Genomic DNA, 23,569 nt, shown 5'->3' on the forward strand with positions numbered 1-23,569 from the left:
CGCCGCCAGAAACACCACCTGCGGGCGCCTGGCGGCGAACCAGCGGTTGACCGCGGCCTGATCGCGCAGATCGGCTTCGTCCCTTGTCGCCGTCAGCAGCTCAACGTCTTCTCGCGCCAGCCGGCGCACCAGCGCAGACCCGACCATGCCGCGATGCCCGGCGACGTAGACGGTCTTGCCCTTCAGCTCAAACGGAAGGCATGCCATTGGCGACCTCCCGCCTTGCGTCACCGAGGTCGCTCGCGACCATTTCCTTGACCAGTTGGGCGAACGACGTTTTGGGCTTCCAGCCGAGCTTCTCGCGCGCCTTGCTGGCATCGCCGATCAGAAGATCGACTTCGGTCGGCCGGAAGTAGACCGGATCGATCCGGACCATGGTCTTGCCGGATTGTTTGTCGACGCCGGTTTCATCAACGCCCTTGCCGCGCCACTCGATGGTGCGGCCGACTTCGGCGAATGCCAGTTCGACGAATTCGCGCACCGAACGGGTCTCACCGGTCGCCAGCACGAAGTCGTCGGGCGCATCCGCCTGCAATATCCTGTGCATGCCCTCGACATAATCCCGCGCATGGCCCCAGTCGCGCTTGGCTTCGAGGTTGCCGAGATAGAGCACCTGTTCCAGGCCGGTCTCGATCCGCGCGACGCTGCGCGTGATCTTGCGCGTCACAAAGGTCTCGCCGCGGATCGGGCTCTCGTGGTTGAACAGGATACCGTTCGAGGCATAGATGCCGTAGGCCTCGCGGTAATTGACCGTGATCCAGTAGCCGTAGAGCTTGGCGACGCCGTAGGGCGAGCGCGGGTAGAACGGCGTGGATTCCTTCTGCGGCACCTCCTGGACCAGGCCGTAGAGTTCCGAGGTCGAGGCCTGATAGAACCGCGTCTCCTTCTCCATGCCGAGAATGCGGATCGCCTCCAGCAGCCGCAGCACGCCGATGGCGTCGGCATTGGCGGTATATTCCGGGCTCTCAAAACTGACGCCGACATGGCTCTGGGCGGCGAGGTTGTAGATCTCGCTCGGCCTGATCTGCTGCATCAGCCGGATCAAATTGGTCGAATCCGTCATGTCGCCGTAATGCAGCAGGAACGGCACATTGCCGGTGTGCCGGTCTTCATAGAGATGATCGATGCGCGCGGTGTTGAACGAGGACGAGCGCCGCTTGATGCCGTGGACCTCATAGCCGAGGCCGAGCAGGTATTCGGCGAGATAGGCGCCGTCCTGGCCTGTAACTCCGGTGATCAGCGCCACGCGCCGCTGTGAATGTTCATTCGTCATGGCAGCTTCAACCCTTCTTTCAACGTGTCATCGCTAATCCCGTGATTTGCCTCAATGTGCGGGCGATCAATCGGCAGAGCCAAAGAGGGGCGACTAGAGCTGCAAATGGGCAGGTAAGAAGGCCGCAATTTCCGAGGCCGGTACAAAGTATTTGGCGATATCACGCGTTTCTGTCTTTCTGCTACCAGGGCGAGAATACGTTTGCGATATTTTTCGGCTCATTATTCCGAGCAGGCATTTGCGCTTGACGTCAAACACCCCTGATCCGGAATTGCCGGTACGCGCCACGTCGGCGATGACCGTGCTGAACCTGCTGCGGGTTCCGACCGGCAGCCGATCGGGTGCCAGGATGTGTGAGCGCACGGCAGATCCCGGCACGATGGTCACAACCTCTTGTCCGGGGCTGGGCGGGTCGGTGCAGATCGAGTTTCGCCGAAGTCGCAAGCGTGCCGGAAGAAGCTCTTCCTCGACCGATAGCAGCGTGAGATCTGTTCCCTCGAGACTGCCTTCCTTGATAACGCGGGTAGGATATTCCAACCCGGCGATTGCTATCTTGGGCCGCGTGCGCCAGGTTCGGCCTGCAACATGCGCGGCCGTGATGAACAGGCCTTTTCCAAGATAGATGCCGGATCCTGGTCCCCAGCTCTGCATCGGCGTCTGGTGAATGTGCACCGCGTACGGCAGCAGCGTTTCGTCGGCGCCTTGCGCGCGTGCTGGCTGCCACAGGACCACCAGAAGAAGTGCGCCCTGGAGAAATGGTGCGCACAGCGACTTCGCGGTAGGTCGATCGAACGCCAAAATTACCTGCCAGGTGCACGTCGTTTGTTAGCGGCGATCTTCAGCTCGCGCCGGTAAAGAACTTGAGTTCCTGAGGCGGAATTGCGGCAAGCAGATCGCGGATAAATTGGTCCTGCAGCTTGAATGATACATCCTTCGGCAGACCGATCGTGGAGACCCTGATCAGAGCGCCATCGGGAATGATGCCGCGCAGGCCATACTTCAATCGGCTGAGCTGATGACCGACGACGCCATTGGCGATGTCATTGCCGATCCGCAGCCAGTAGGTGACCGGCTCGAAGCGCGACTCCCTTGCCGCAATCAACCGGGCCATCTTGATGGGTTGCGCGCCGTCGCGATAGCTGATCACGGCGTCCGCTTTTTCCGAGATCCGGAAGCCATTGGCGGTATAGCAAATCTCCGGGCGATGGGACTTCAGCCGATAGTTCTGCACCGGACCATATGCGACCATCAGCATGACGATATTGCCATGCCCGTCGGTATAGCCTCGACCGACTTCCTGGCTGTAGATCTTTCCTGCGAGCGGGTCCGGCTGAACGAATGCGTCCGGATCCGCCGGGCGGACCGGGCTGATTTCCGGAACCAGCGTCCAGGTTCCGAACTGACGGGGGATGACGGTTTCAAGGCTGGGGGAGGCCGATGTACGGGCCATCAGTTGGCGGGGCGCCAGCACGGTCGCAAGCACGGCGCAGCCGACGATTGCGATACATGCCAATATGATCTGAATTCGAGGGTATTTCATTGAGGCCACGCAAAATCTTCAAGAGTTAATTGGATCAGCCGTTCTGGACGAGGATATACTCCAACAGGCTTATTTGCAGTCAAAAGAAAGAGATAATCGGCCCCCTTAACGAAATTAACATAAATAACCGAAACCGCAGTGAAAAGGCGTTATTGGCTCGACCCGGGACAGCGCGCTGTTTAGTCATACCGAGATTAGGGCACGGCCAGCCTATTGTATATGCTTCTCGGCCTATTTGGATACACGGAGTTCTGGATGAAGGGTATGTCCATCAAGATCGCGCGGCTTGCCGTCTTGCTTGCCTGTAGCGCGGTCGCCTTGGCCGGGTGCGGCAAGAAAAGCGATCAGCCCGCGGCTAGCAAAGGACAGGTCGTTGCGCGTGTCGGCGAGGAAGTCGTAACCGTTCAGGATCTCGAGAATGAGTTCCGCTGGGCGAACATAACTCCGGACAAGCAGAAGGAGCCCGAGATCGTCAAGCGCGTCCTGGGTGAACTGGTCGTGCGCAAATATTTGCTCCGCCAGGCCATGGCGGCAAAACTCGATCGCGAGCCGGGCGTGCTGCTGGACCTGCTGAGATCACGCGAGCAGATCCTCGAGAATGCGTATCTGCAGCGCACGGCGGCAGCCAAGGCGCCGGGCAAGGTAGATGTCGACAGGTACATCGCCAACAACCCGGCGAAATTTGCCGGCAGAAAATTGCTCAGCGTTGAACAGATCGCATTTCCAATAACGCCGACCACCCAGTCCTTCGTCGAAGCGAACAAGGGTGCCAAATCGCTCGACGAAATCGACCAGAAGCTTACCGCAGCCGGAATCCCCCACGGCCGGCAAATGGGCGCGCTGAACAGCGGCGATCTCCCACCGGAGTTTTACGGCTTGATCGAGGCCAAGAAGGCGGATGACGTGTTCTTTGTTCGCGCCGGCCAGAACGGAATGTTCTTCAAAGTCAAGGGCGAGGAGCCACGCCCGCTCGAAGGAGAGCCTGCGGCCAATCTGGCGCGGCAATTGATGCGCGCGGACGCGGTCAAGGCCGAGATGGGGATCGCGACCTACTCGGCGAACCTCGAAGCAAAATATGAAGGTGATTACGCGAAGATCATGCAGCCAGGCGATGGCAAGAAGAACTGAGCGCAGGATGTGAGCGCGCCGCCGTAAAAAAGTTCCTCAAGGCATATCGACGACATGACAACGTTTTTTGATGTATTGACCGTTACATGCTTCGTGGCGCTGGTGATCGCGTTTTTCCGATTCACCGAGCGCGACAATCGAACGTTGCTGCACTTCATGCTGGCCGGCATCGTATTCGCCGTCGCCAACCAGGTCGGAAATGCTGGTTCGTTCTACCTTGCGCTGGTCCTGATTCTTGCTGGCGCTGGTTACGCGGTTTTGATAGTGCGGCGATAAGCGGCTTGTTCCTTTTAATGCTATCAGTAAACTAGGTTTTGGAACCTGTTGGTATTTGAATGACATATTCGCAAGTAATGCCATCGGCTAAGGCAGGTTTTCTCGGCCCTTTTTTGTGGCCGGCGCTGCTTGGCGTCTCTGTGATCGCTGCCTATGCCCAGACCGTTCTCAGTTTGATTGATGGGCCTTGGCAAACGGAGCAGGAGGGACACGGTCCGCTTATCATTGCAGCCACGCTCTGGCTGATCTGGCAATCGCGCGAGAAGTTGAGGACCGTTGAAATTTCTCCGGCTCCCGTCACGGGGTGGATTGCGCTCCTCGGCGGCCTTGTCATCCTCTATCTGGCCCGAATCCAGCAGGGGTTGGTCACCTTCGAGACTTTTTCCTTGATTCCTGTCATCGTCGGCTGTGTCCTGATTTCGGCTGGATGGCCGGTAATGCGAGTACTCGCGTTTCCGATCGGCTTCCTGATCTTTGCAGTGCCGATGCCCGACTGGCTGGTCGATGCCGCCACGGTTCCGCTGAAGGTCTTTATTTCGAACGTCGTAACCAACGTGCTCTATGCGACGGGTTTTCCGGTTGCTCAGAACGGCGTCATGATCATGATCGGAACCTATCAGCTCCTGGTAAAGGACGCCTGTTCCGGAATGAATTCGATTTTTGCATTGTCCGCGATCGGCGTTTTTTACGCCTATGCGTTTCGCTGGCAGCAGAAAATTCGCAGCCTGTTCCTTCTCGCGGCGATCATACCCATTACCATCATCGCAAATTTCTTTCGCGTTTTCGCTCTTGTCCTGATCGCTTATTACCTGGGACCTGACATGCTCGAGGGAATTCTGCACGATCTCACCGGCATCGGCCTTTTCGTCGTCGCGGTTGTTCTGCTGTTCCTGTTCGATGCCTTTCTGGGCCTTTGTTATGCGATTGTGCGCCGGGTTCGCAACCGTGCCGAAACAGCGACACCCGCTTAGCTTCGAACATCTTCATTGCGCCTTGTGAAATCACTCGTTGAGGCGCTTTGCTCGTGCATGCGCTTTCTGCGGGGTGGCTCGTTCGCGGCGAGCTATGCTAAGCTCGTTCCACTTCAAGACCGGTCCTTGACGAAGGTTGCCGTGAGCCGAACGTACGCCATACCCGACCTTCATGGCCGGCTGGATCTCCTGGATCGCGCGATTGACGCGGTTGCCCGGCACGCTGCAGGGATGGCCTCCACGATCATAACCTTGGGCGACTATGTCGACCGCGGGCCGCAGAGCAGACAGGTCATCGAGCGTCTCATGAACTGGAGACCGGATGAATCGAAGGTCGTCAATCTGAAGGGCAACCACGAGGCCATGATGTGCGCGGTCTGTGAGAATAGGGCCGAACTCGACTGGTGGATTAGGAATGGGGGAGGTGAGACGCTGGGATCATATGACCAAAGTCCAACGCTCCCCGATTTGCGCGCAATCCCGACCGGCCATCTGAACTGGATCGCCAATCTTCCGCTGATGCATGTCGATCGGCACAGAATATTCGTTCACGCCGCGGTAGATCCAAAGGCTCCGCTCGATCAGCAGAACGAGGAAACGTTGCTCTGGAAGCGCTATTCCGGCGGCGCCGATGTCGGGCATGGGCATCGGCATGTCGTACACGGTCACCACGCCGATCCGCGCGCGCCACTTGCAGGCAGACACAAGACGAATCTCGACGGATTGGCCTGGAAGACGGGGCGGTTGGTCATCGGGGTATTTGACGACGACCGGCCCGGCGGTGCCTCCGAGTACCTGGAAGTATTCGGCCGCGAAATGTAGGACTGGCCCATCGTCGGCGTAGAGATGCTCTCCAGGCTGTCCCATCAGCGACAAGTCGCATAATTCCCGGCTCACCTTGCGGGCGACCGAGTAGAGCATTGAATTTTGAATAAAGTCCGTGCCGCGTTGGTCACGCCAATCCCGAATTAAAGTTTAATTCCTTTTCGGTGACGGCTTGTTTCCGCTAATATCTAGCCACGAATCAGTGCCGCGTTCGTTTTCACACAAAATTCAGGAACCTTGATGTTCATGAAGATGAACCCGGCTGCCTTTGGGGCGGCGCTGATGTTGTTTGCAGGCACGGTCAACGCAGACGCCGGCTTGGTCACCTACGGCGACTTTGCTTCGTGGAGCGCGGCCGTACCTGGCTACACCTCTCTTGCAATTCCCGATCCGACAGGTTCTGAGGGATATGACAATTTTGGAAGCGGCACGGCCTCCGTCAGCTATGGCGGTGTACTGTTTGCGACGAATGCCGCCTTGGGCAACGGAAGTTTTTACAACATTGGATCGACGTTCAGCGGGTCCAACGGTTTTTTTCCGGTTTTGTCCTCGCAGCAACAAAGTGATGGCGTCGCAAATATCCTGATCACGCTTGCCGCTCCCGTAAAGGCATTCGCGTTGAACTTCGATACGTTCTTCGGATCTGACGTTACGTTCACATTTTCCAATGGCGAAACGCGGACGCGGCCCAGCGCGGGATATGCTTACAATCTCAAGAGCTTTTTCGGCGTAACCGACGACAATCCGTTCAATACGATTTTGCTCACCTCGTCAGACCCCGTGTTAAATCTCAATGCGCTGAAATTTGACGCGGCGGTATCCGCCATTCCGGAGCCGGCTACCTGGGTCATGCTGCTGCTTGGCTTCGTCGGGATCGGTCTTTTTGGTGCCCGACTGCCCGCGCGCCAGAGCAGCTGATCAACAAGGCGCAGGCATAGCGCGAGCTGCACTGCGACGAAAATCGCGGATTGTGACCCAGTGAGGTTAGCGCAGGTCTAGTCTAGTATCGATCAGTTTGCTTGATGTGAATTTTCCGCCCGAGCGAAATTAGGTCCGGGCGCGGAACGGTGAAATGGGGATTTAAATGCTTTCGTTAAGAGTGAACACGCTCGCGGCTTGGATGCTTGCAGTCGGATTGTTGATTGGCCTCAGCCCGTTGAACCCGGCAAAGGCGGTTGTTGTTTCGGGTGCTGATTTTGCAGTCATCGAGACCGCCGGCCCAGGCAATACCGGCCATTACACCGTCATCAACAATTCGGTTTCCGAATATATCTACGGATTTTCGGTCACGAATCCGCTCGCCTCGAGCGTCAGCAGCTGGACGACGGAGCCGGGCTGGATCGCGGGCAAGACGCCCGTGCTTGGTTATCCCAAGACTGGCTTCGGCTATCTGACTGCCCCGGGGTTTTGGACATTTTCGAAGGGACGTCCGGTTTTCCACGTCAGTTCGCTGACCATCGGTCCGGACGAGAGCTCGAGCAATTTCTTTTTCGGAACGGCGGAACTGGCGAGCCTCGTGACGCTGCTTCTGGTCGACGCGAAGGGAAATTTCTCGACGGTCAGCTTCGATGCCACCCCGGCTGTACCTGAGGCTTCGAGTTGGGCGATGATGATTTTGGGCTTTGCCGGCATCGGCCTGCTGGCCTCTCGTCGGCGCCGGAATGGCTTTGCGGCGGCCTGAAACGGATCTAAGAAATTCGCTGACGCCAGGACCGCCTACGGCCGGTCTTTTGCTGTCTGCCAAACGCGATGAATGCACAGGGGGGCAGCACATTGTTCTAATAACAGCGCCGTCCCTGGCGGTCATGGAGCACATAATCCGTTCCGGGCGAGGGATAGTAAAGCTGCCCGCACGCGCCGGAATTGACCGGATAGCCAAAAATATCGAGCTTTCTGTCCAGCGCGTTTGGTGAGGCGGTCTGGTCGCTGCTCCCCCGCCCATAATACTGCCCGCTGTATTGTCCGCTAAATTGCCCGCCATACTGGCCGCTGTACTGTCCGCCATATCGGCCGCTGTACTGCATGTTGACCTGACCGATGGCCGGCTGCATCGAGCCGATCATCATTAAAACCGCCAATAGAGAAAGCTGTGTCCTCATCTCATTTCCCGGAAGCATGAGGAATAAGATAACCGGCGCCGCCGACAATTGTCGGCCCCAACAGCCGTCTAGGCTTCAATCAGCTTGATGAGCTTAGCCGCTTCCTTGTCGATATCGTGGCGTTGCAGGACCCGTTGACGGGCACTTTCTCCCATTCGCGTGATCGCTTCCGGCGCGGTGCCGAGACATTCCTCCATTGCTGCGGCTAAACTCTCAAGATCGCCGGCAGGAACCAGCCAGCCGTGCTCGCCATGCCTTATCAGTTCGGGGATGCCGGCGACGAACGTCGTGATGACCGGTCTGCGCAACGCCATGGCTTCCATGATGACGACCGGCAGGCCTTCGGCGAAGCTCGGCAACACCAGCGCCCGGGCTGCGAGAATTTCGGCCCGAACCTCGTCGCTGCTGATCCAGCCTGTTATCCGCACGGTATCCGTCAGCCTGTATTTTGCGGTGAGCGCCTCGATTTCGCCGCGCATTTCGCCATCGCCGGCGAGCACCAGTTCGAACTTGGTCCCGCGCTCCGCCAGCAGCCGCGCCGCCTCGATCAGGAGCAGCTGCCCCTTCTGTTCACACAGGCGGCCCACGCAAACCAATCGCCGTTGGCCGCCGGGCGGCGTGGCGGCATCGGCTTGATAGAAGGCCGGTTCAAGCCCGCAATGGACCACCTTGATCTTGGGCCAATAGGAGTGGGGGACATTGCGAAAGAGCTGGCTTCGCCCGAATGAACTGACCGCGACGACAAAGCGGGCCCGCCGGATTTTCTCAGGCAGCGCGATGAACTTCGGCTTGTCGAATTCTTCGGGGCCGTGGGCGGTAAAGCTCCAGGGCGGCCCTCCCAGCTCGCCGACCAGCATCGCGACTTCGGCAGAATTGGTTCCGAAATGAACGTGCAGGTGCTGCGCCTTTTCGCTGCGCAGCCACAGGGCCACCTGACACGCTTCGAGCAGATAAATCAGATGAACGGGCAGGGGGCGCTCCGCCCGCAGACCGACCTTCAATGTCAAACTGATCGCGCGAAACAGGCCGGCGGGATTGGTTGCCAGGATGCGCAGGAATGAAGCCAGCAGCGGCACGGCACCGCCGCGCAGGACGTAGCGCGTGCGAGCCTGCTCAAGCTGATCTTCGGCGCCGCGCTGCGCATCGGCCCAGCCCCGGATCGATATTCGCAGGACCTCGTGGCCCAGGCGTTCGAGCGCCAATATTTCGCGTCGAATGAAACTGTGGCTGATCGCCGGATAATGGTTAACCAGATAGGCGATCTTCATAAAGCGTGCTCTGCCCGACTTATCCGAAAGTAGGCCCGATAAAATACGGGTCCCGCGTCCCATTTATCTATTTGGGAAATATAGTAGTAATCGAGAAAGAAACAGGATATTTATACCCGGCTTCCATACTCACTTTTTTGCCTGACAAGACGTTAAGTCAAACGTTTCGAGATCGGTATTTATGAAATGTTGATCTTGGCCGCACTGGCTGGATTGCTCAGCGTTCCCGTGGCTGTCCTGCTGGTTGAAGTAATTGCAGCTCTCAAGGCGCCAAAGCTGGAGCCTTTCGAGGTCCAGGAATTAAATATCGAGAAGCGCGTTGCGGTCGTTGTTCCTGCGCACAATGAGAGCTTGGGACTTATTCCAACGCTGCAGGATATCAAGGCGCAGCTAGGCGTTGGAGATCGCCTTGTCGTCGTCGCCGATAATTGCACCGACGACACCGCGGCGGTTGCGGCCGCAGCGGGTGCCGAGGTCATTGTCCGCAACGACCCCGAAAGAATTGGCAAGGGTTTCGCGATGGGGTGGGGCATAACCCATCTTAGCCAGAACCCGCCCCATTTTGTTCTCTTTGTCGATGCCGATTGCCGGCTTGAGGCCGACCTGATCGAAGGGCTAAAGCGGACCTGTCACGGGGTTCAGCGGCCGGTACAAGCGCTGTTCATGATGCGAAGCGCAGAAAACTCACCCATCAATCACAGCTTCGCGGAGTTCGCCTGGATTCTCCGGAACTGGGTTCGTCCTCTTGGACTAAGAAACCTTCATGGCCCCGTTCAACTGATGGGGACAGGAATGATGTTTCCGTGGAGTGCGATCAGCTCCGTCCCACTGGCCAGCGGTCACCTGGTGGAGGATTTGAAGCTGGGGCTCGATCTGGCGGAAACAGGCAAAGCTTCGTACTTCTTTCCGTTCGTGAGGGTTACCAGCACGTTCCCCACAAGCGCCAAGGGGACCGAGAGTCAGCGTCAGCGCTGGGTACAGGGTCATCTCGCCACAATCGGGAAATTCGTTCCGCGACTTCTCGCTGTGGGTTTAATGCGCGGCGACTTGAACGTCCTTGCACTGGCGCTCGATCTTCTGGTGCCGCCGCTCTCTCTCCTTGCGCTATTGGTCGTCGGGACGACGGTCCTGACCTCGTCAGTTGCACTGCTTGGAGGGCCGTGGCTGCCCGCCCTGATCGCAGGCGGCAACCTCGTCGGATTTTTCTTATGTGTTGCTCTGGCTTGGTTTAAATTTGGGCGTCAGGTTTTTCCTGCGCATGAGGCATTATCGCTCGGCACTTTTGCATTGAAAAAAATCCGGCTCTACGGCCGGATGTTGATAGGCGGCACCGCGTCCCAATGGATACGGACCGACCGTTCAACGCCAAATTAGCCGAAGGCCCGCGGGTTTTTTCCGCGACTTCCCCCAAACGGGTCACGCAAGCGTTATCGAACTCCAATAAGAACGCGCCAGACAAAGATTAGTCCGGGGTTCTGGTCGCATCACCTAAATTTCACTGGCACATTGTTTGCTTGAGTTTTCAGGCAGGAGCAGGGGGTTACCCATGAAAGCGCACAGCCGCATGACCGTGGATGTTCTGCCGAAATCAAAGAAGCCGAAGAAGGCTTTGAAAAAGCCCACGGCTGTAAGCATTGCGGAGCGGTACCTGGAATTGCGACGCCTTCGCGAGCGCTTGTCCCAGGCGGAAGCATTGCGAAGTTCGCAATGAAAAAGTTCCGTCAGGGGTTGGCTCCGCCGCTGTATCTTGCATCGATCGGGATCGCCATGGTTGGCTGGCTGTGGGCCATATTTGCCAGCGTGGAATGGCTCTTGGGGGCTTAGCTGGCGCTCCTGGTATTTGTCATCGGCGTAGTGGATCGCCCCCCAAACTATGTCCTGGCTCTTTCACGGACAATCGTGGCAAGGCGATTTCTGGGCTATTCCGGCATAGATGCCCCTCCGCCACTTGGCTGGAAAAAGGGACGACAAGCCGGCTGGTTGGCTTGCGAATCACTGCGCTGTCGGGTTCCCCTCATGGATAGCGTCGGAGTGATGCACGCCTTGGGGTAGGTTGCATCGCCGTTCTTCTTCGGGCTTGTGGCCTCCGGGGTGGCTGCCGGATAGCGCAAGAGGATGGGACCCATGTCGGATAAGCTGACAAGCGCGCTGCTGGCCGCGCTGAATGAATCGACCGAGATCAAAGACAGCGATTGGCTGCAGCTCGAAAGAGCATTGCGCGGTCAATTGGATGGGGGTGATCGCGGGCCAGACATCGAACCGAAAGCGGGCCCGGAAAACAGGTTCGCCGCTACGGTATGTTCGGGGATGGCCAAGGTCCGAATGAATTCCTGAACCTTCCGCCCCATTGTGGCGATGCCGGGACCTACGTGATAGCTTTGCAGAACGTAGACCGTCGGGCCTTACGATGCTGTGACCGCAAGTCGGGAGCGGTGCTGCTGCAAGCTTGACCGAACATTTGGCCGCACGACGTGTGCCCGTTCAGGCGGCTGTGGAGATGGCCATCCGTTTCTCCGTGTCGGAAGCTATGTGGAAACCCTTCGTCGTCCCGGCCGCTTTACTGTTGAGCACAGCGGTGTCTGCGCAGGAGAGCGGCCGCATCAAGCGGCCGCCGCCCTCTGCCGCCGAGGCTGCGCGGATCGCTTCGGACATGGCCATGAACGATAGCCTGCTTCAGAAAGGCGACATCGTGGTCACGGACAGGGGCTTCTTCGTTTTTCTCGGGCCGGCTCCGGATGGCGTGACCAACGAGTTTGCAAGGGTGCCCAATCCTGGCCCTGTCGGCAAAACAGCCCGGTAGTCTCGCGGCAGGACACCGCCCCGGGCGGTCGGCGGCAGAACTAATCCGATCGTGCAAGGGGGGTTACTCGGGCGAAAGGCTCCCGAAAGTCAATTAAATGAAGGTTAATTAAATGGGAGAAGTCCGGATTGCCGAATCAGATCATGCAGATCGCCGGCTCGGAATCGCGTGCCGAAGGGGCAGGACCTCCATCGGCGGCTGGATAGTCCAGCGGGGCTCCAGCCGGCCATCGCAACGATATCGAGTACAGCCCGATGGCTCATGTGAGAGCGAAGCGCTCGGACTCATTTCGAGAGCCGTTGGAATCACCACTCGGCTTCGATTAAAGGGCCAGCCAGTGTTAACCAAAGCAGTTATCACGGCCTTGTGAGCATTGAATTCCCCGCCCGCCAAACCGAATAGAGCCGCGTTCAGACAAATGGAGGGGTAATCCAAGCGAAGCGCGCCTCCGGGGTGATCTTTTGCAACAACCTGCGCGTTCAGGCTGTTAACGATAAACGTTGCGGCGGAAGATGCGCCTTGCATCGGGTAAAGCCCGTGGTAATAGTTTGGTAACAATAAACGATGGTGTTCGATTTAATTGTTCACCTCTTGAGGAATTTAATATGTCGCTGCGGTCTGGTTTGCTCATTGCTCTATCGACTACCTTGCTGGGCTCTACGGCGGCATCGGCCGGCCCGGTCACCGTCACCAGTTACGAGATGAACAACGGCAATGGAACGGTTTCGCTGGGCACCTACAACTACTTGGACGGGGCGTACGTCGGAACTACGCCAGCCGTGAACTCGATTACGGAGGCGGCGCCCTTAAAGGGGGGCACTGGCATCCTCACCAATGGCATCGCTCCAACGACCGATTATACGCTCGGTCCTCAGCAATATGTCGGCTGGAAATACACCGACCCGGTTCTGAATTTTTTTCTGAAGCCCGGATCCCAGATCAGTCAGATATCGCTCTATTTCGCCAATCCGTTGCAAGCGGTGAACAGCCTTCAAGGCGGTCTCGTTGGCCTGCCCGGCCAGATTAACTTCAGCATTGATGGCGTCACGCAGGCACTGACACCCACCTTCTCAGCTCTTTCGTCAGTCGTCGAGAAAGCGACGTTCACCTTCGATACACCAATCAGTTATGATCAAGACACTGATTTTCAGTTCCAGCTTTTCCGTGGCGGTCTGTTGGCGGATTCGATTTTTTACCACAGCTTGTATCCTGGTGATGAGTTGTTCAACGCCAACTCTTTCAACGTAAACAAGCAGGCATGGATAATGCTCAGCGAGGTGGAATTCACTGCTGCCGTGCCTGAACCGTCCACCTGGATCATGATGCTTCTTGGATTTGCGGGGCTAGGTTTTGTGATGTATCGACGCAACGTCAGACCCGCGCCAGCCGTTGCATGATCTGACCTTTGCGCAACCGAAAAAGATGAAAGCCACCGAAAGGTGGCTTTTATTTTGGATAGCAGGGCTGATTGAATTGTTCGGTCTGATTCGAGCGCTTCACATCCACTAAGGAATAAGGACGCTCGGCCACCGCCATTTTTGATTGGCCGAAGCGGTAGCAATCAAGCGAGTGCAGATGTGCACCCGTTCAATAGTTTATCGACGTCTGCGCGAAGATGCCCTGGGCTCTCTGATCGCCCGCGAGGCGCCAGCGATACTGCAGCGTCAGCTCCCAGTACGAGGGTGGCGCCATGTATTTTGTCTCGCCGAACCAGTAGCGTAACGAACCACCTGCGCCGGCCGAATAGGCGGAACGGTTCGCGAATGAATCGTCGTAGTTTGCAGCCAGCACGGCGTGCGGGAAGAATACCAGTTTGCTGCTGATGGGATCGAGCCGGAAGCTTCGTCCGAAGCGGCCTTCCATGATCGCGACCAGCTGTCGCTTCTCGAGGAAGCGATCCACTTCCGCGTAGACGTACCAGGTCGGCCAGCTCGCATCCAAAACACGCAGATCTGTACCGACCGTGTAGGAGTAGAGCGCGCGCAACAGCGTGTCATCGCGTGCCGCATCGCCAAGCGCAAACAGCTTGTCGACTTCAAAAACCAGGTTGGCGTTCGAGAACGGTTTCCAGCGCGCGCCCACCATGCCCTGTGTCGTGCGTCCGCCCGTTGGCCCGCCGGACTGGTCGTAGAGGGTTTCGAAAAGGCGACCGAACAGCTCGAATATCGCGCCGTTCCTGTATCCAAACCCTTCCGGACGATAATAGAACTCGGTTCCCAATTGCGACGTATAACTGCTGGGCGCCGTTGTTATCAGGAACGGATTGGGCGCCGAACCGACTTTGCCGTATGAAACCGAAGTGTTGATTCCCCAAACGCGGGCCAGGTCTGAAACCGTCCGACGCGTCTCGAACAGCTTTTGATTGTCAAGATAGATCCGCCCGTCGGCCCTGGCGTCGATCCCTTCCATGAGATACGCGATCGCTTTTGGATTTTCGAACCGCCGCATGGCGGTGTATCCCGCATCGATTGCAGCCCGAGCCGGCAATTGTCCATGGGCGTGTGCGCGATCGAAGCGCGCCAACGCAATTTCGTCATTGCCGACCGCGGCGGCCAGGTAGCCAACATCAGCGTCCCGGATCGAAGTCAATTTGCCATGGGCTATCGCCTGATCGAACAGGACGCGGGGTTCTCGTTTGCGATCTAGCTCGACCAAGGTGTTGATCTGCGCCCGCAGCGCGCCGTCCCTCTGGACAGCCGTGGTTGCCAACCGTTCAGCTGTCCTGAACTCAGGGAGCGATTCTTCCTTCCGCCCAAGCGCCTGCAGTGCATAGGCCTTGCGGATCGCCGTGTCGTAGCTGACGGGCAATTTCTGCAACGCGCGCAACGCCCGCAGGGGTTCTTTTGAAGTCAAGGCGGCATCGGCGAGCGAAAGTCTGACGTTGCGGGCTTGACCGGAAGGAAGGCCTTGCTTCAGGGCGGTTTCCCAGTCCGACATCGCACCATTGAAATTCTTGAGCTTGCTCCTCGCATATCCGCGTTGCGCGTAGATTTCAGCGCTCGCACGCCCCGCATTGATTGCCTTGGTAGCCTCCGTCTCGGCCTCCGCGGAGCGGCCGGCAGACATGAGGATATTGACAAGCAGAAGCCGGCTCGCAACGGCATCGGGTTCAAGCTCCACGGCCTTGCGCGCCTCGGCGACGGCCAATTTGTAGTCCTTGTCTCGTTCGGCCCGATAAGCGCGCTCTTTCGCCTCATAGATTTCTGTTGCGGCTTTCTCTTCAGCAGATGCAACGGGAGTGAGAATACTCGAAACCAGAGGGGCCTCGAGTTCGCAGCGAACGCCACTGGCATTGGTTAAACAGGTCTGGATCGGCGCCAGCATACCATTGCCGTGGCTCTGGAGAACCCCAACGCGTTGGCGTGCGCCTTCGGCGTCGGTCAGTCGGGTGATGACCTTGGGATCGGTTCGCGAATAGCTGCCCAGCAACTCTATCGCGGCGTTGAAGTCTCCGGATGCAAGAGCTGCATCCGCGGCGATCAGGCGGATATTCTTTTGCTGTGGCTCGGTCAGGCCCGGTATCGCGAGAGCAGCGCGAAAGTCAGAAACGGCGTCGGCACGCTTTCCCAGACGCTGGTTGAGATAGCCACGCCATACCAGGGGGACATAGTCTGCCCGATCGAGCGCAACGGCTTCCGAGGCGGTCGTCAACGCGCCGGGCAGATCATTGTCGGCAAGCTGCGCGCTCAGCAACAACAGGCGGTATGGCGTCGAGGCCGGCGCATATTCGACCGCGCTGCGTGCCGCCCGCACCGCCGCCTTGGCATCGCCCTTTTCTAGCGCCTTGTAGCCTTCTCCGGCCGGCCGCTGGGCGAGGCGCTGCCGAATATCGGCTTGCCGCCCTTCGAGCTCCTGGTTGCCGGCAAACGCCGCCGATGCGGTCTTTGTTGCCTGCTCGGCCTGGGGCAGGTCACCCGCGGCGACCAGCGAATCAATCAGGAGAAGGTGCAGGCGCAGGAGATCAGGGCGGAGCGCCACAGCCTCTGCGGCGCTTGTTGCGGAAGCCTTGTAGTCGCCCTGGCCGAACGCCTTGTAAGCGGTTTCCGCCGCCGTATAGGCGTCCCCCTCCAGCGGAGGACCGCTATCAGCGACCTGGGCGCTGGCGCCGGCGCACAGAACCACGGCGAGCAAAAGCGCCCCCAGCGCCGCCCGAAATGCCGTCTGGTTCAGGTATTTTCCGCCCCAACCGCCCATGCAACCAGCGCTACGCCAATCCCGTTAAATTTTGACGCTGAACTTGTAACCGAGGGGGCGATTCAGCGGAACGGAGATTTGGCTCTTTAATGACTCGATAGGCCTTGATGTCATTCATTTTTCTCACTTTTTTGGAAGCTGTGATGTTTTTGCTGCGTAGTATCAGGCAAAGCCATCACGCAGCGCGCTTTAACCATTTTCTAGTGGCGCAGGGACTCCTGTACACGTGAGTTCCATTCGGCAGGACCGAGCGGCCCATTCCCCGACAGCGCCAGGCCCCATTTTGATGCTGGGGCTCATTAAATCGCCAGACCACGAAGTTGGGTGGATTGCCGGTGGATCCGTCAACTTAAGGCAAGGTTGCTCGGCGGGCGATCGCAACGAGTAGCGGCAGAAAATCGAAGCGCCCCTCCAATTCGCAGCATGCCTCGCAGCCCGGCATGAGATTGAAGAACGGCTAGGCTTTCAGATCGCTGGCATTGCCGTCCTGGCCTCATCGCATGGGTGGCCCATTAGGGTTAAATGCGCTCAGCCATTGCAGGACGCACCAGGAACCGGCTTTTGATCCGTGAGCGGCGCACGGGCCGGCTCTTGACAGGTTTTTAACTGGGCATTTTTCAACCGTGCAATCATGGCAGATTGCTGCAGTCCGAATGGATAAATTCGACATGGGTGTTGAAGCGACCGTCGCCCTGATGGGTGGCAAAGCATTCAAGCTGGTTTGCGAACAATGCGGCAGCCTGACGGTTGCGTTGCCGGTCGAGGCCCAGCCGGATCCATGTTCCATTCTGAAATGTGGGCGGTGCGGCTCTCCGCGAGGAACGCTTCAGTCGCTGCGTGAAACGTCAGTTCAGGCGGGCATCCGACATCCGGTGTAGCAGATGTGGCCGGCGACGGGTTCGACTTGCTTTCTGTTTTCAGCCGAGGGACCGGACTTGCCGGAAGCTTGATACCTCGAGGTGAATGTCGGCTGTTGGCGGCATCGCCGCTGAACTCGCGAATTCAAATTGCCGCGCAAACCCCGGATAATCGTGGAAAAAATACGCGTGGAAGGCCCTAGTCAGCATCCGGTCAAGCGGGGTAGGCTCGACCAGGCAGGCTCCGGTTTGGCCGGCGGTCAGCCGTCAGTCTTGTATTTTCGAGTCTCTGTATTTTCGAAGCAGCTAGTAATCGCGCGAGGAGAGAAAGAAACATGCGAACGATCTGTGCGTCCGTGCTGGGGGCCGGGCTCTTGATTGCTACCAATGCCAATGCGGCGCCGCTTCTAAGTCATAGTCAGCCTACCCCGGATTCGTTGATCACGGCCGCGAAGGTCATCTGCGACGAGGCGGGAAACTGCTATCGACCGAATGTGCGACGGCCCGTGGCGCGCTGGGTTTACGGCGACAAGAATTTCTATGGACCGTACGCCGGACCTGGCAACTACGGTAATCCGCGGTATCGTTACAGCTGGTGGCCCTGGGATTGATCTTGTCTGCCGGACGTCATCGCTGCATGGTGCCGTTAGCCTGCTGAAAGCCAATGAAAGAATGTGGCGCAGCCGCAAATGAGTTGCGATGCCAGCAGCAAAACGGCCCATGAAACGAACAGGATTCGCATAACCATCCGCGCGCTCTCGACCGGCTGCTGATCGCTGACTGGTCGGGCATAACGCACCAGATTCGAAATTGTTCATCACCGTGAAGGGTGAGGCGCGCGCAAATATCAAGCGACCACTCGAAGACAGCCTCGGTATTAAGAATAATAGCGGCTTAAATCATTATCGCGGGCCAAGTAGGCAGACCCCATCGGATCAGGGGCGAGTGCGGAGCCGGCCGGATTTCTACTAGAGGGTGCGGCTATTATCTCCACAGGCGGATTCATGTGGAACCCAAATTAAGCCTGCTTCGGCCTATAAACGGTATCAAATCGCTGTTATAGCATTTGCAGAAATGCCGCCGATACTGGTCCGCCACTAACTGCCGATGTTCGCCAAGGCGCAGGTTGGTTTTAAAGATAATCACGTTGTTCAATTATCATGGCTATTAAAATGAATTTCGATGGCATCGATTGGTCAGCAGCTGCACCAAGCTGGCGTTCGATGTTTACAGGGCTCTTTTTGCCGTTGCTTGCCCTCGCCTTGCTGGTTGTTTCCATCGATCTTGCTTTGGGCTGGTTCTTTGAAAGATGGGTCGGCCCTTCGAGCATGTCGCCTTTGCTGCTTGCCGCGATCATGCTTCCGCCGGCGCTATTAAGCGCGTTTGGTTGCTGCAAGCTTTTCCTGCATTTGAAAGACAGGCTGCGGTGAGGACGGCTGCTCGATCCCGCAACCGGGAGCGTTGTCCGAGTGGATTGATGGCCTGCTGCATCGTCTGACGGATTCGCAGCCGGCGCGAACGCGGGGTGGCTGTCAGGCGTGAACCGCAACCTTCAATGCCTCGCCACGGATCTCTTCGACGAGCCGTTCCTTCAGCCTGACGAATTCGGGCGCGGTCTTGATCTTGTAGGATCGCGGATGGGGCAGATCGACCACGATCTCGGCCTTGATGCGGCCCGGACGTGCGCTCATCACGACGACGCGGCTGCCGAGGAAGATAGCCTCTTCGATATCGTGCGTGACGAACAGTACGGTCTTCTGGTCGCGTTCCCAGATCCCGAGCAGCATTTCCTGCATCAGCGCGCGGGTTTGATTGTCCAGCGCCCCGAACGGCTCGTCGAGCAACAGGATCTTGGGATCGTTGGCGAGGGCACGTGCGATGGCCGTGCGCTGCTGCATGCCTCCGGACAGTTGCTTCGGCCAGTGATTTTCAAATCCCGATAAACCGACCCGCTGGATGAACCCATCGGCGATCTTGCCGCGCTCCGCCTCGGAAATTCCGCGCTCGCGCGGGCCGAATGCGATGTTTTCGCGCACGGTCAGCCATGGAAACAGCGTGTACGACTGAAACACCATGCCGCGATCCGCGCCAGGTCCGGTTACCTCGAGCCCGTCCAGGATGACGCGGCCGCTTGTCGGCCGGTCAAGGCCTGCGATGATGCGCAGCAGCGTGGATTTTCCGCAGCCCGACGGGCCGAGGATGGTGACGAAGTCATTGTTGCCGACGCTGAGGTCGGTCGGTTCCAGAGCCCGCGTGGGCGCGTTGCCCTGGCGCGCAGGGAAGATGCGAGTGACCTGATCGATCTTCAGCTTGGTCATGCCAGTTTCCACGGAAACAGCCAGGCGTTGAAAGCCTTGAACAGGAAGTCCGACACGAGGCCGATCAGCCCGATGACGATGATACCGAAGATGATCTGACCGGTATTGAGTAGAGCCTGGCTGTCAGTGATCATGTGGCCGATGCCCGACGATGAACCGATAAGCTCGGCGACGATGACGTAGGTCCAGGCCCAGCCCAGCACGAGCCGAAGGATTTCCGCGATCTCCGGGGCGGACGAGGGCAGCAGCACGCGGCCGATGATGCCGCGGTCGTTGGCGCCTAGCGTGTAGGCTGCTTCAACGAGGTCGCGCCGTGTGTTGCCGACGTTCACGGCGATCATCAAGATGATCTGGAACACCGAGCCGATAAAGATAACCAGCAGCTTCTGCAACTCGCCGATGCCCGCCCACAGGATCAACAGCGGGATAAAGGCTGACGCGGGCAGATAACGGGCAAACGAGACAAACGGCTCCAGGAACGCCTCGATCGGCTTGTAAGCGCCCATCAAAACGCCTGTAGGCACCGCGATGATGGCCGCCAGCACGAAGCCGCCGACAACCCGCCAGACCGTCATGCCGATGTCGAACAGGAAGCCGTGCTTGGTCAGGAGCTCCCAACCTTCCTGCAGCATGGTCAGCGGGTTGGCGAGAAACGTTTTCGAGACGTAGCCGCCAAATGTTGCCCATGCCCACAGGGCCACGAACAGAACAAAGAACGCAAAGCCATAGACCGCGCGCTGCTTCGATGTCACGGGATCAAGAGGACGTATCACAAGGCAAATTCCTCAAAGCGGTACGCTGATCATGAGAGGTCGCGCTTCCTCACCTGTGGGAAGCGGGACCGGAGTTGCGCCGACCGGACCTACTTGATGTAGCTCGTGTCAACGAGGTCATCGATTTTCGGAATCGATTTGATGATGCCGATCTCGAGCAACAGGTCTGCGGCTTCCTTGGTGAAGGCCTGGAACTCGCCCGCGAAGAATTTCTGGTTCGCGGCCTTGTCCTGCCAGCGAAGATATTTCGCCGAATTGCCGAACTGTTCACCGGACTGCTTCACGTCGGAACCCATGATCTCGTAGGACTTGGCCTGGTCCTTTTCGATCAGGGCGACGGCCTCGAAATAGCTGTCGGCCAGCGCCTTCGCGGCTTTCGGGTTGTCGGTCAGGAATTTCGGCGTGCAGCCGAACGTGTCCATGATCATCGGATAGTCGAGCGTGGTGGCGATGATCTTGCCTTTGTCCGGCGCAGCGCGCACCGTCGAGAGATAAGGCTCATACGTCATGGCTGCATCGTTCTGCCCGGCCACGAATGCCTGCGCGGCGGCGGCGGGCTCCAGGTTCACCACTGTCACGTCCTTGACCGAGAGGCCGTTCTTCTTGAGCATCCAGGCCAGTGTGAAATAGGGAGCGGTGCCGGGCGCGGATGCAGCGACCGTCTTGCCCTTTAGGTCCTTGATCGACGCGACATCGTTTCGCGTTGCCATGCCGTCGGCGCCGTAGCTCTTGTCGAGCTGGAAGATCTGCTTGGTTGCGACGCCATTGGCATTCCAGGAAATCCAGGTTTCGACCGTGGTCGCCGCGCACTGGATGTCGCCTGAGGCGATGGCCAGATGCCGGTCCTTCTGCGGGATCTTCTTGATCGTCACATCGAGGCCGTTCTTCTTGAAGATGCCTGCCTGGTTGGCGAGCGTGAGCGGCGCAAACCCGGTCCATCCGGAAATGCCGATGCCGACCTTCACGTCTTGCGCGATGGCCGGCGCGGACACCAGAAGAGCGGCGGTTGCGGCGAATATTCTAAAACTAAGCATGATTGTCTTCCTTTTGCCTGACGTATGGATTTGGTCCTGTTCGTCCTACTGCTGCATAAATTGTGCCGTACTTCACACGCATGGCTCTGCCTCTCAGCCGCCCTTGAAGCGGGCAATCAGTTTGTGAGTCTCGCCTGGATAGAGCAGGCGCACGGCAGTCAGAGGCCGCGCGCTTCGCCAGGTGTGCCGGTCGATCACGAGGCACGGTGCGCCGATCGCTATGTCCAGGGCCGCCGCGGCCTGTTGGTCGGCCACAATGGCGCAGATCGAATGTTCGGCTTCCGTCCAGGGGACATGGTGAAGCAGCCACGAGCCGGGCGGTTCGGTCGCAAAATCCGCCGCAGCCGCCTCGGGCACGGCGTCGAGATCGATCAGCCTGTCCTCGATGGCGAAGGGTACATCATCCGCGCTGTGCCGGCACGCGATCGCGATCACCTTGCCGGTCTGCCGTGCCCCGAGACGGGCGCGGTCGGCCGCGGTCGCGGCACGGCGCGAGCACTGGATCAATTCATAGCCATAGCTGCGGCCGAGCGCGGTGATCTCCGCGCGGATGTCGGCGATCTTGAGCACCGCTGACAGGAATGTGGGACGACGTACAAAGGTTCCGGCCTTGCGCCGTCGCTCGATCAGATCGGCTTGCGCCAGTTCCGACAGCGCCTTGCTGACAGTCATGCGCGAGCAGCCATAGCGCGCCATCAGCTCGTGCTCGAACGGGATGCGGTGACCCGGGGGCCATTCGCCGGTCAGGATCCTCCGTTCGATGTCGAGCCGAATCTGCTTGTACAGCGTCGGCTTGCCGACCGCCGGGAGTTTCTCGCGGTCCGTGGCGAGGCTCATGCCACCAGCCTCCGTACGGCCGCGTTGAATGCGTCGCGCGCCGGCTGGCGGAGGCGGTGACGTCCGTTCTCGACGAGCTTGTTTCCGCCCGCCCAGACACAGGCGACGGCAGGCGTGCCCGATGCAAAAATCCAACCGTCGAGGACGGCATCCCCGCGACGCCCGGCGAGCGAGGGATGCATGGTGTCGAGGGTCACGATGTCGGCGCGTGCACCGGCCTGGAGGCCGACGACCGGTTGCGCCAGCGCCTGGGCGCCGCCGGCGAGCGCTGCGTCGAATAGCGCGCGACCGGTTGAGACGCCGGGACCGCCGGACAACACATTGCGCTGGCGGTGTTTTAGCCGCTGGCCATATTCGAGCTGACGCAATTCGTCGGTGACGCCGACCAGCACGTTGGAATCGGTGCCGACACCGAACCGGCCGGCTGCGTCGCGGAATTCGCGGGCTGGAAAAATGCCGTCGCCGAGGCTCGCTTCAGTCACCGGGCAGAGGCCTGCAACCGCGCCGCTGCCAGCAAGTGCGGCGGTTTCCGCTGATGTCATGTGGGTTGCGTGAATGAGACACCAGCGCTGATCGACGGGCGCATGTTCGAGCAGCCACTCAACCGGCCGCCGCCCCGACCAGGCGATGCATTCATCGACTTCTTTTGTCTGTTCAGCGGCGTGAATATGCACCGGTCCACCTTCGGCCAGCGGTGCAATGGCCGCCAGTTCATCAGGCGTCACGGCCCGCAGGCTGTGCGGCGCGACGCCGACATTGGCACCCGGCAGCGTGCGGATGGCCGTGCGCGTGGCGGCCAAAAGCCTGGCAAACTGGTCGACCGAGCAGATGAAGCGGCGCTGGCCGGCATGCGGTGGCGCTCCACCGAACGATCCATGCGCGTAGAAACACGGCAGCAATGTGAGCCCGATGCCGGAGATTTCGGCGGCCCGTGCAATTCGCGTCGCCATCTCCGCAGGGGCGGCATAGGGCGCGCCATCGCGGTCGTGATGCAGATAATGGAATTCCCCGACACGGGTGTACCCCTGCTCGAGCATCTCGACATAGAGCAGCGTTGCGACGGCCTCAGTGTCTTCCGGCGTCATCTCCAGCGCGAAGCGATACATCGTCTCGCGCCATGTCCAGAACGTATCCGCGGAATTGCCGCGTGTTTCCGCGAGCCCTGCCATGCCGCGCTGGAACGCGTGACTATGCAGGCTGGCTATTCCCGGGATTGCCAACGGGTGGCGTTCGTCGTGCGGTCCCGGCGCCACGCCGCTCGTAACCTGCGTGATGGTTCCATCCGTCACCACCACCTGCACGTCATCAGCCCACCCCGAGGGGAGCAGCGCTGATCCGAAATGCAGAGTGGACATGTTTCCAAACCGGCTGGACAG

The 23,569-nt window shown here is 58.9% G+C and carries 24 protein-coding genes and 1 pseudogene; 13 read left to right on the forward strand and 12 right to left on the reverse strand.

The annotated features are described in order from the left end of the window. The 4 genes from KIP88_RS20860 to epsI all read right to left on the reverse strand — a co-directional run. A partial coding sequence (locus KIP88_RS20860; RefSeq protein WP_214489839.1) for an NAD-dependent epimerase/dehydratase family protein occupies positions 1-207 on the reverse strand: 207 nt, incomplete at its 3' end. Then, positions 188-1,273 carry a GDP-mannose 4,6-dehydratase gene (gene gmd / locus KIP88_RS20865; protein WP_214489840.1) on the reverse strand — a complete coding sequence of 362 codons (1,086 nt, stop codon included), beginning with the start codon at positions 1,271-1,273 and terminating at the stop codon, positions 188-190. The genes KIP88_RS20860 and gmd, both read right to left, overlap by 20 nt. A 93-nt stretch (positions 1,274-1,366) precedes the next feature. After that, a complete protein-coding gene (locus KIP88_RS20870; protein WP_214489841.1) occupies positions 1,367-2,071 on the reverse strand; it encodes a serine protease in 705 nt (234 codons plus the stop codon). 40 nt (positions 2,072-2,111) lie between these two features. Further along, the gene (epsI, locus tag KIP88_RS20875; protein WP_214489842.1) at positions 2,112-2,813 is read right to left on the reverse strand and encodes an exosortase-associated protein EpsI, V-type; all 702 of its coding nucleotides are present in this window, start codon (positions 2,811-2,813) and stop codon (positions 2,112-2,114) included. A gap of 255 nt (positions 2,814-3,068) precedes the next feature. Here epsI and KIP88_RS20880 point away from each other — a divergent pair, with 255 nt between their 5' ends. The 6 genes and pseudogenes from KIP88_RS20880 to KIP88_RS48520 form a co-directional block, all read left to right on the forward strand. Next, positions 3,069-3,941, forward strand: a complete 873-nt coding sequence (locus KIP88_RS20880) for a hypothetical protein (protein WP_214489843.1) — start codon at positions 3,069-3,071, stop codon at positions 3,939-3,941. A gap of 54 nt (positions 3,942-3,995) precedes the next feature. After that, the gene (locus KIP88_RS48515; RefSeq protein WP_374226490.1) at positions 3,996-4,217 is read left to right on the forward strand and encodes an XrtV sorting system accessory protein; all 222 of its coding nucleotides are present in this window, start codon (positions 3,996-3,998) and stop codon (positions 4,215-4,217) included. 59 nt (positions 4,218-4,276) lie between these two features. Continuing rightward, a complete protein-coding gene (gene xrtV / locus KIP88_RS20890) occupies positions 4,277-5,188 on the forward strand; it encodes an exosortase V (protein ID WP_214489845.1) in 912 nt (303 codons plus the stop codon). A 141-nt stretch (positions 5,189-5,329) separates the two neighbouring features. After that, positions 5,330-6,010: a metallophosphoesterase gene (locus KIP88_RS20895; protein ID WP_214489846.1), complete on the forward strand. Its 681-nt coding sequence runs from the start codon at positions 5,330-5,332 to the stop codon at positions 6,008-6,010. Positions 6,011-6,253: 243 nt separating this feature from the next. Further along, positions 6,254-6,931 (forward strand): PEP-CTERM sorting domain-containing protein, encoded by a 678-nt coding sequence (locus KIP88_RS20900; RefSeq protein WP_214489847.1) that lies wholly within the window; start codon positions 6,254-6,256, stop codon positions 6,929-6,931. 652 nt (positions 6,932-7,583) lie between these two features. After that, a pseudogene (locus KIP88_RS48520) lies at positions 7,584-7,694 on the forward strand (PEPxxWA-CTERM sorting domain-containing protein); the annotation flags it as partial. Positions 7,695-7,791: 97 nt separating this feature from the next. On the opposite strand, the gene KIP88_RS20910 reads toward KIP88_RS48520, so the two are convergent. Both KIP88_RS20910 and KIP88_RS20915 read right to left on the reverse strand, forming a co-directional pair. After that, positions 7,792-8,112 (reverse strand): hypothetical protein, encoded by a 321-nt coding sequence (locus KIP88_RS20910; RefSeq protein ID WP_214489849.1) that lies wholly within the window; start codon positions 8,110-8,112, stop codon positions 7,792-7,794. Positions 8,113-8,180: 68 nt separating this feature from the next. Then, entirely contained in the window at positions 8,181-9,380 is a 1,200-nt protein-coding gene (locus KIP88_RS20915) for a glycosyltransferase (protein ID WP_214489850.1), read from the reverse strand. Between the two features lie 186 nt (positions 9,381-9,566). Here KIP88_RS20915 and KIP88_RS20920 point away from each other — a divergent pair, with 186 nt between their 5' ends. From KIP88_RS20920 to KIP88_RS20940, 5 genes are all read left to right on the forward strand, one after another. After that, positions 9,567-10,754 (forward strand): glycosyltransferase family 2 protein, encoded by a 1,188-nt coding sequence (locus tag KIP88_RS20920; RefSeq protein ID WP_214489851.1) that lies wholly within the window; start codon positions 9,567-9,569, stop codon positions 10,752-10,754. Positions 10,755-10,926: 172 nt separating this feature from the next. Next, positions 10,927-11,091 (forward strand): hypothetical protein, encoded by a 165-nt coding sequence (locus KIP88_RS20925; RefSeq protein WP_214489852.1) that lies wholly within the window; start codon positions 10,927-10,929, stop codon positions 11,089-11,091. Between the two features lie 413 nt (positions 11,092-11,504). After that, a complete protein-coding gene (locus KIP88_RS20930; protein WP_214489853.1) occupies positions 11,505-11,714 on the forward strand; it encodes a hypothetical protein in 210 nt (69 codons plus the stop codon). Between the two features lie 163 nt (positions 11,715-11,877). Continuing rightward, positions 11,878-12,180 carry a hypothetical protein gene (locus KIP88_RS20935; protein ID WP_214489854.1) on the forward strand — a complete coding sequence of 101 codons (303 nt, stop codon included), beginning with the start codon at positions 11,878-11,880 and terminating at the stop codon, positions 12,178-12,180. A 605-nt stretch (positions 12,181-12,785) separates the two neighbouring features. After that, entirely contained in the window at positions 12,786-13,577 is a 792-nt protein-coding gene (locus KIP88_RS20940; RefSeq protein WP_214489856.1) for a PEP-CTERM sorting domain-containing protein, read from the forward strand. A gap of 190 nt (positions 13,578-13,767) precedes the next feature. Here KIP88_RS20940 and KIP88_RS20945 read toward each other — a convergent pair whose 3' ends face one another. After that, complete coding sequence (locus KIP88_RS20945) at positions 13,768-15,876, reverse strand: bacteriophage N4 adsorption protein A (protein WP_214489858.1); 2,109 nt, start codon at positions 15,874-15,876, stop codon at positions 13,768-13,770. A 1,151-nt stretch (positions 15,877-17,027) separates the two neighbouring features. Here KIP88_RS20945 and KIP88_RS20950 point away from each other — a divergent pair. Next, positions 17,028-17,252, forward strand: coding sequence for a hypothetical protein (locus KIP88_RS20950; RefSeq protein WP_214489860.1), 225 nt, complete (start codon positions 17,028-17,030; stop codon positions 17,250-17,252). Between the two features lie 1,151 nt (positions 17,253-18,403). Next, positions 18,404-18,661, forward strand: coding sequence for a hypothetical protein (locus KIP88_RS20955; RefSeq protein WP_214489861.1), 258 nt, complete (start codon positions 18,404-18,406; stop codon positions 18,659-18,661). 102 nt (positions 18,662-18,763) lie between these two features. Here the strand turns inward: KIP88_RS20955 and KIP88_RS20960 are convergent, their stop codons facing one another. The 5 genes from KIP88_RS20960 to KIP88_RS20980 form a co-directional block, all read right to left on the reverse strand. Beyond that, positions 18,764-19,549: an ABC transporter ATP-binding protein gene (locus KIP88_RS20960; protein WP_214489863.1), complete on the reverse strand. Its 786-nt coding sequence runs from the start codon at positions 19,547-19,549 to the stop codon at positions 18,764-18,766. Beyond that, a complete protein-coding gene (locus KIP88_RS20965; RefSeq protein ID WP_214490049.1) occupies positions 19,546-20,319 on the reverse strand; it encodes an ABC transporter permease in 774 nt (257 codons plus the stop codon). The genes KIP88_RS20960 and KIP88_RS20965 overlap by 4 nt, the downstream gene beginning before the upstream one ends. Before the next feature lie 92 nt (positions 20,320-20,411). After that, positions 20,412-21,356: an ABC transporter substrate-binding protein gene (locus KIP88_RS20970; protein ID WP_214489864.1), complete on the reverse strand. Its 945-nt coding sequence runs from the start codon at positions 21,354-21,356 to the stop codon at positions 20,412-20,414. A 93-nt stretch (positions 21,357-21,449) separates the two neighbouring features. Further along, complete coding sequence (gene hutC, locus KIP88_RS20975; RefSeq protein ID WP_214489866.1) at positions 21,450-22,193, reverse strand: histidine utilization repressor; 744 nt, start codon at positions 22,191-22,193, stop codon at positions 21,450-21,452. Then, entirely contained in the window at positions 22,190-23,548 is a 1,359-nt protein-coding gene (locus tag KIP88_RS20980; protein ID WP_214489868.1) for a formimidoylglutamate deiminase, read from the reverse strand. Before KIP88_RS20980 ends, hutC begins: the two co-directional genes overlap by 4 nt. Positions 23,549-23,569: the final 21 nt, after the last annotated feature.

The sequence above is a fragment of the Bradyrhizobium sp. SRL28 genome (assembly GCF_018596315.1).
Lineage (GTDB): Bacteria > Pseudomonadota > Alphaproteobacteria > Rhizobiales > Xanthobacteraceae > Bradyrhizobium.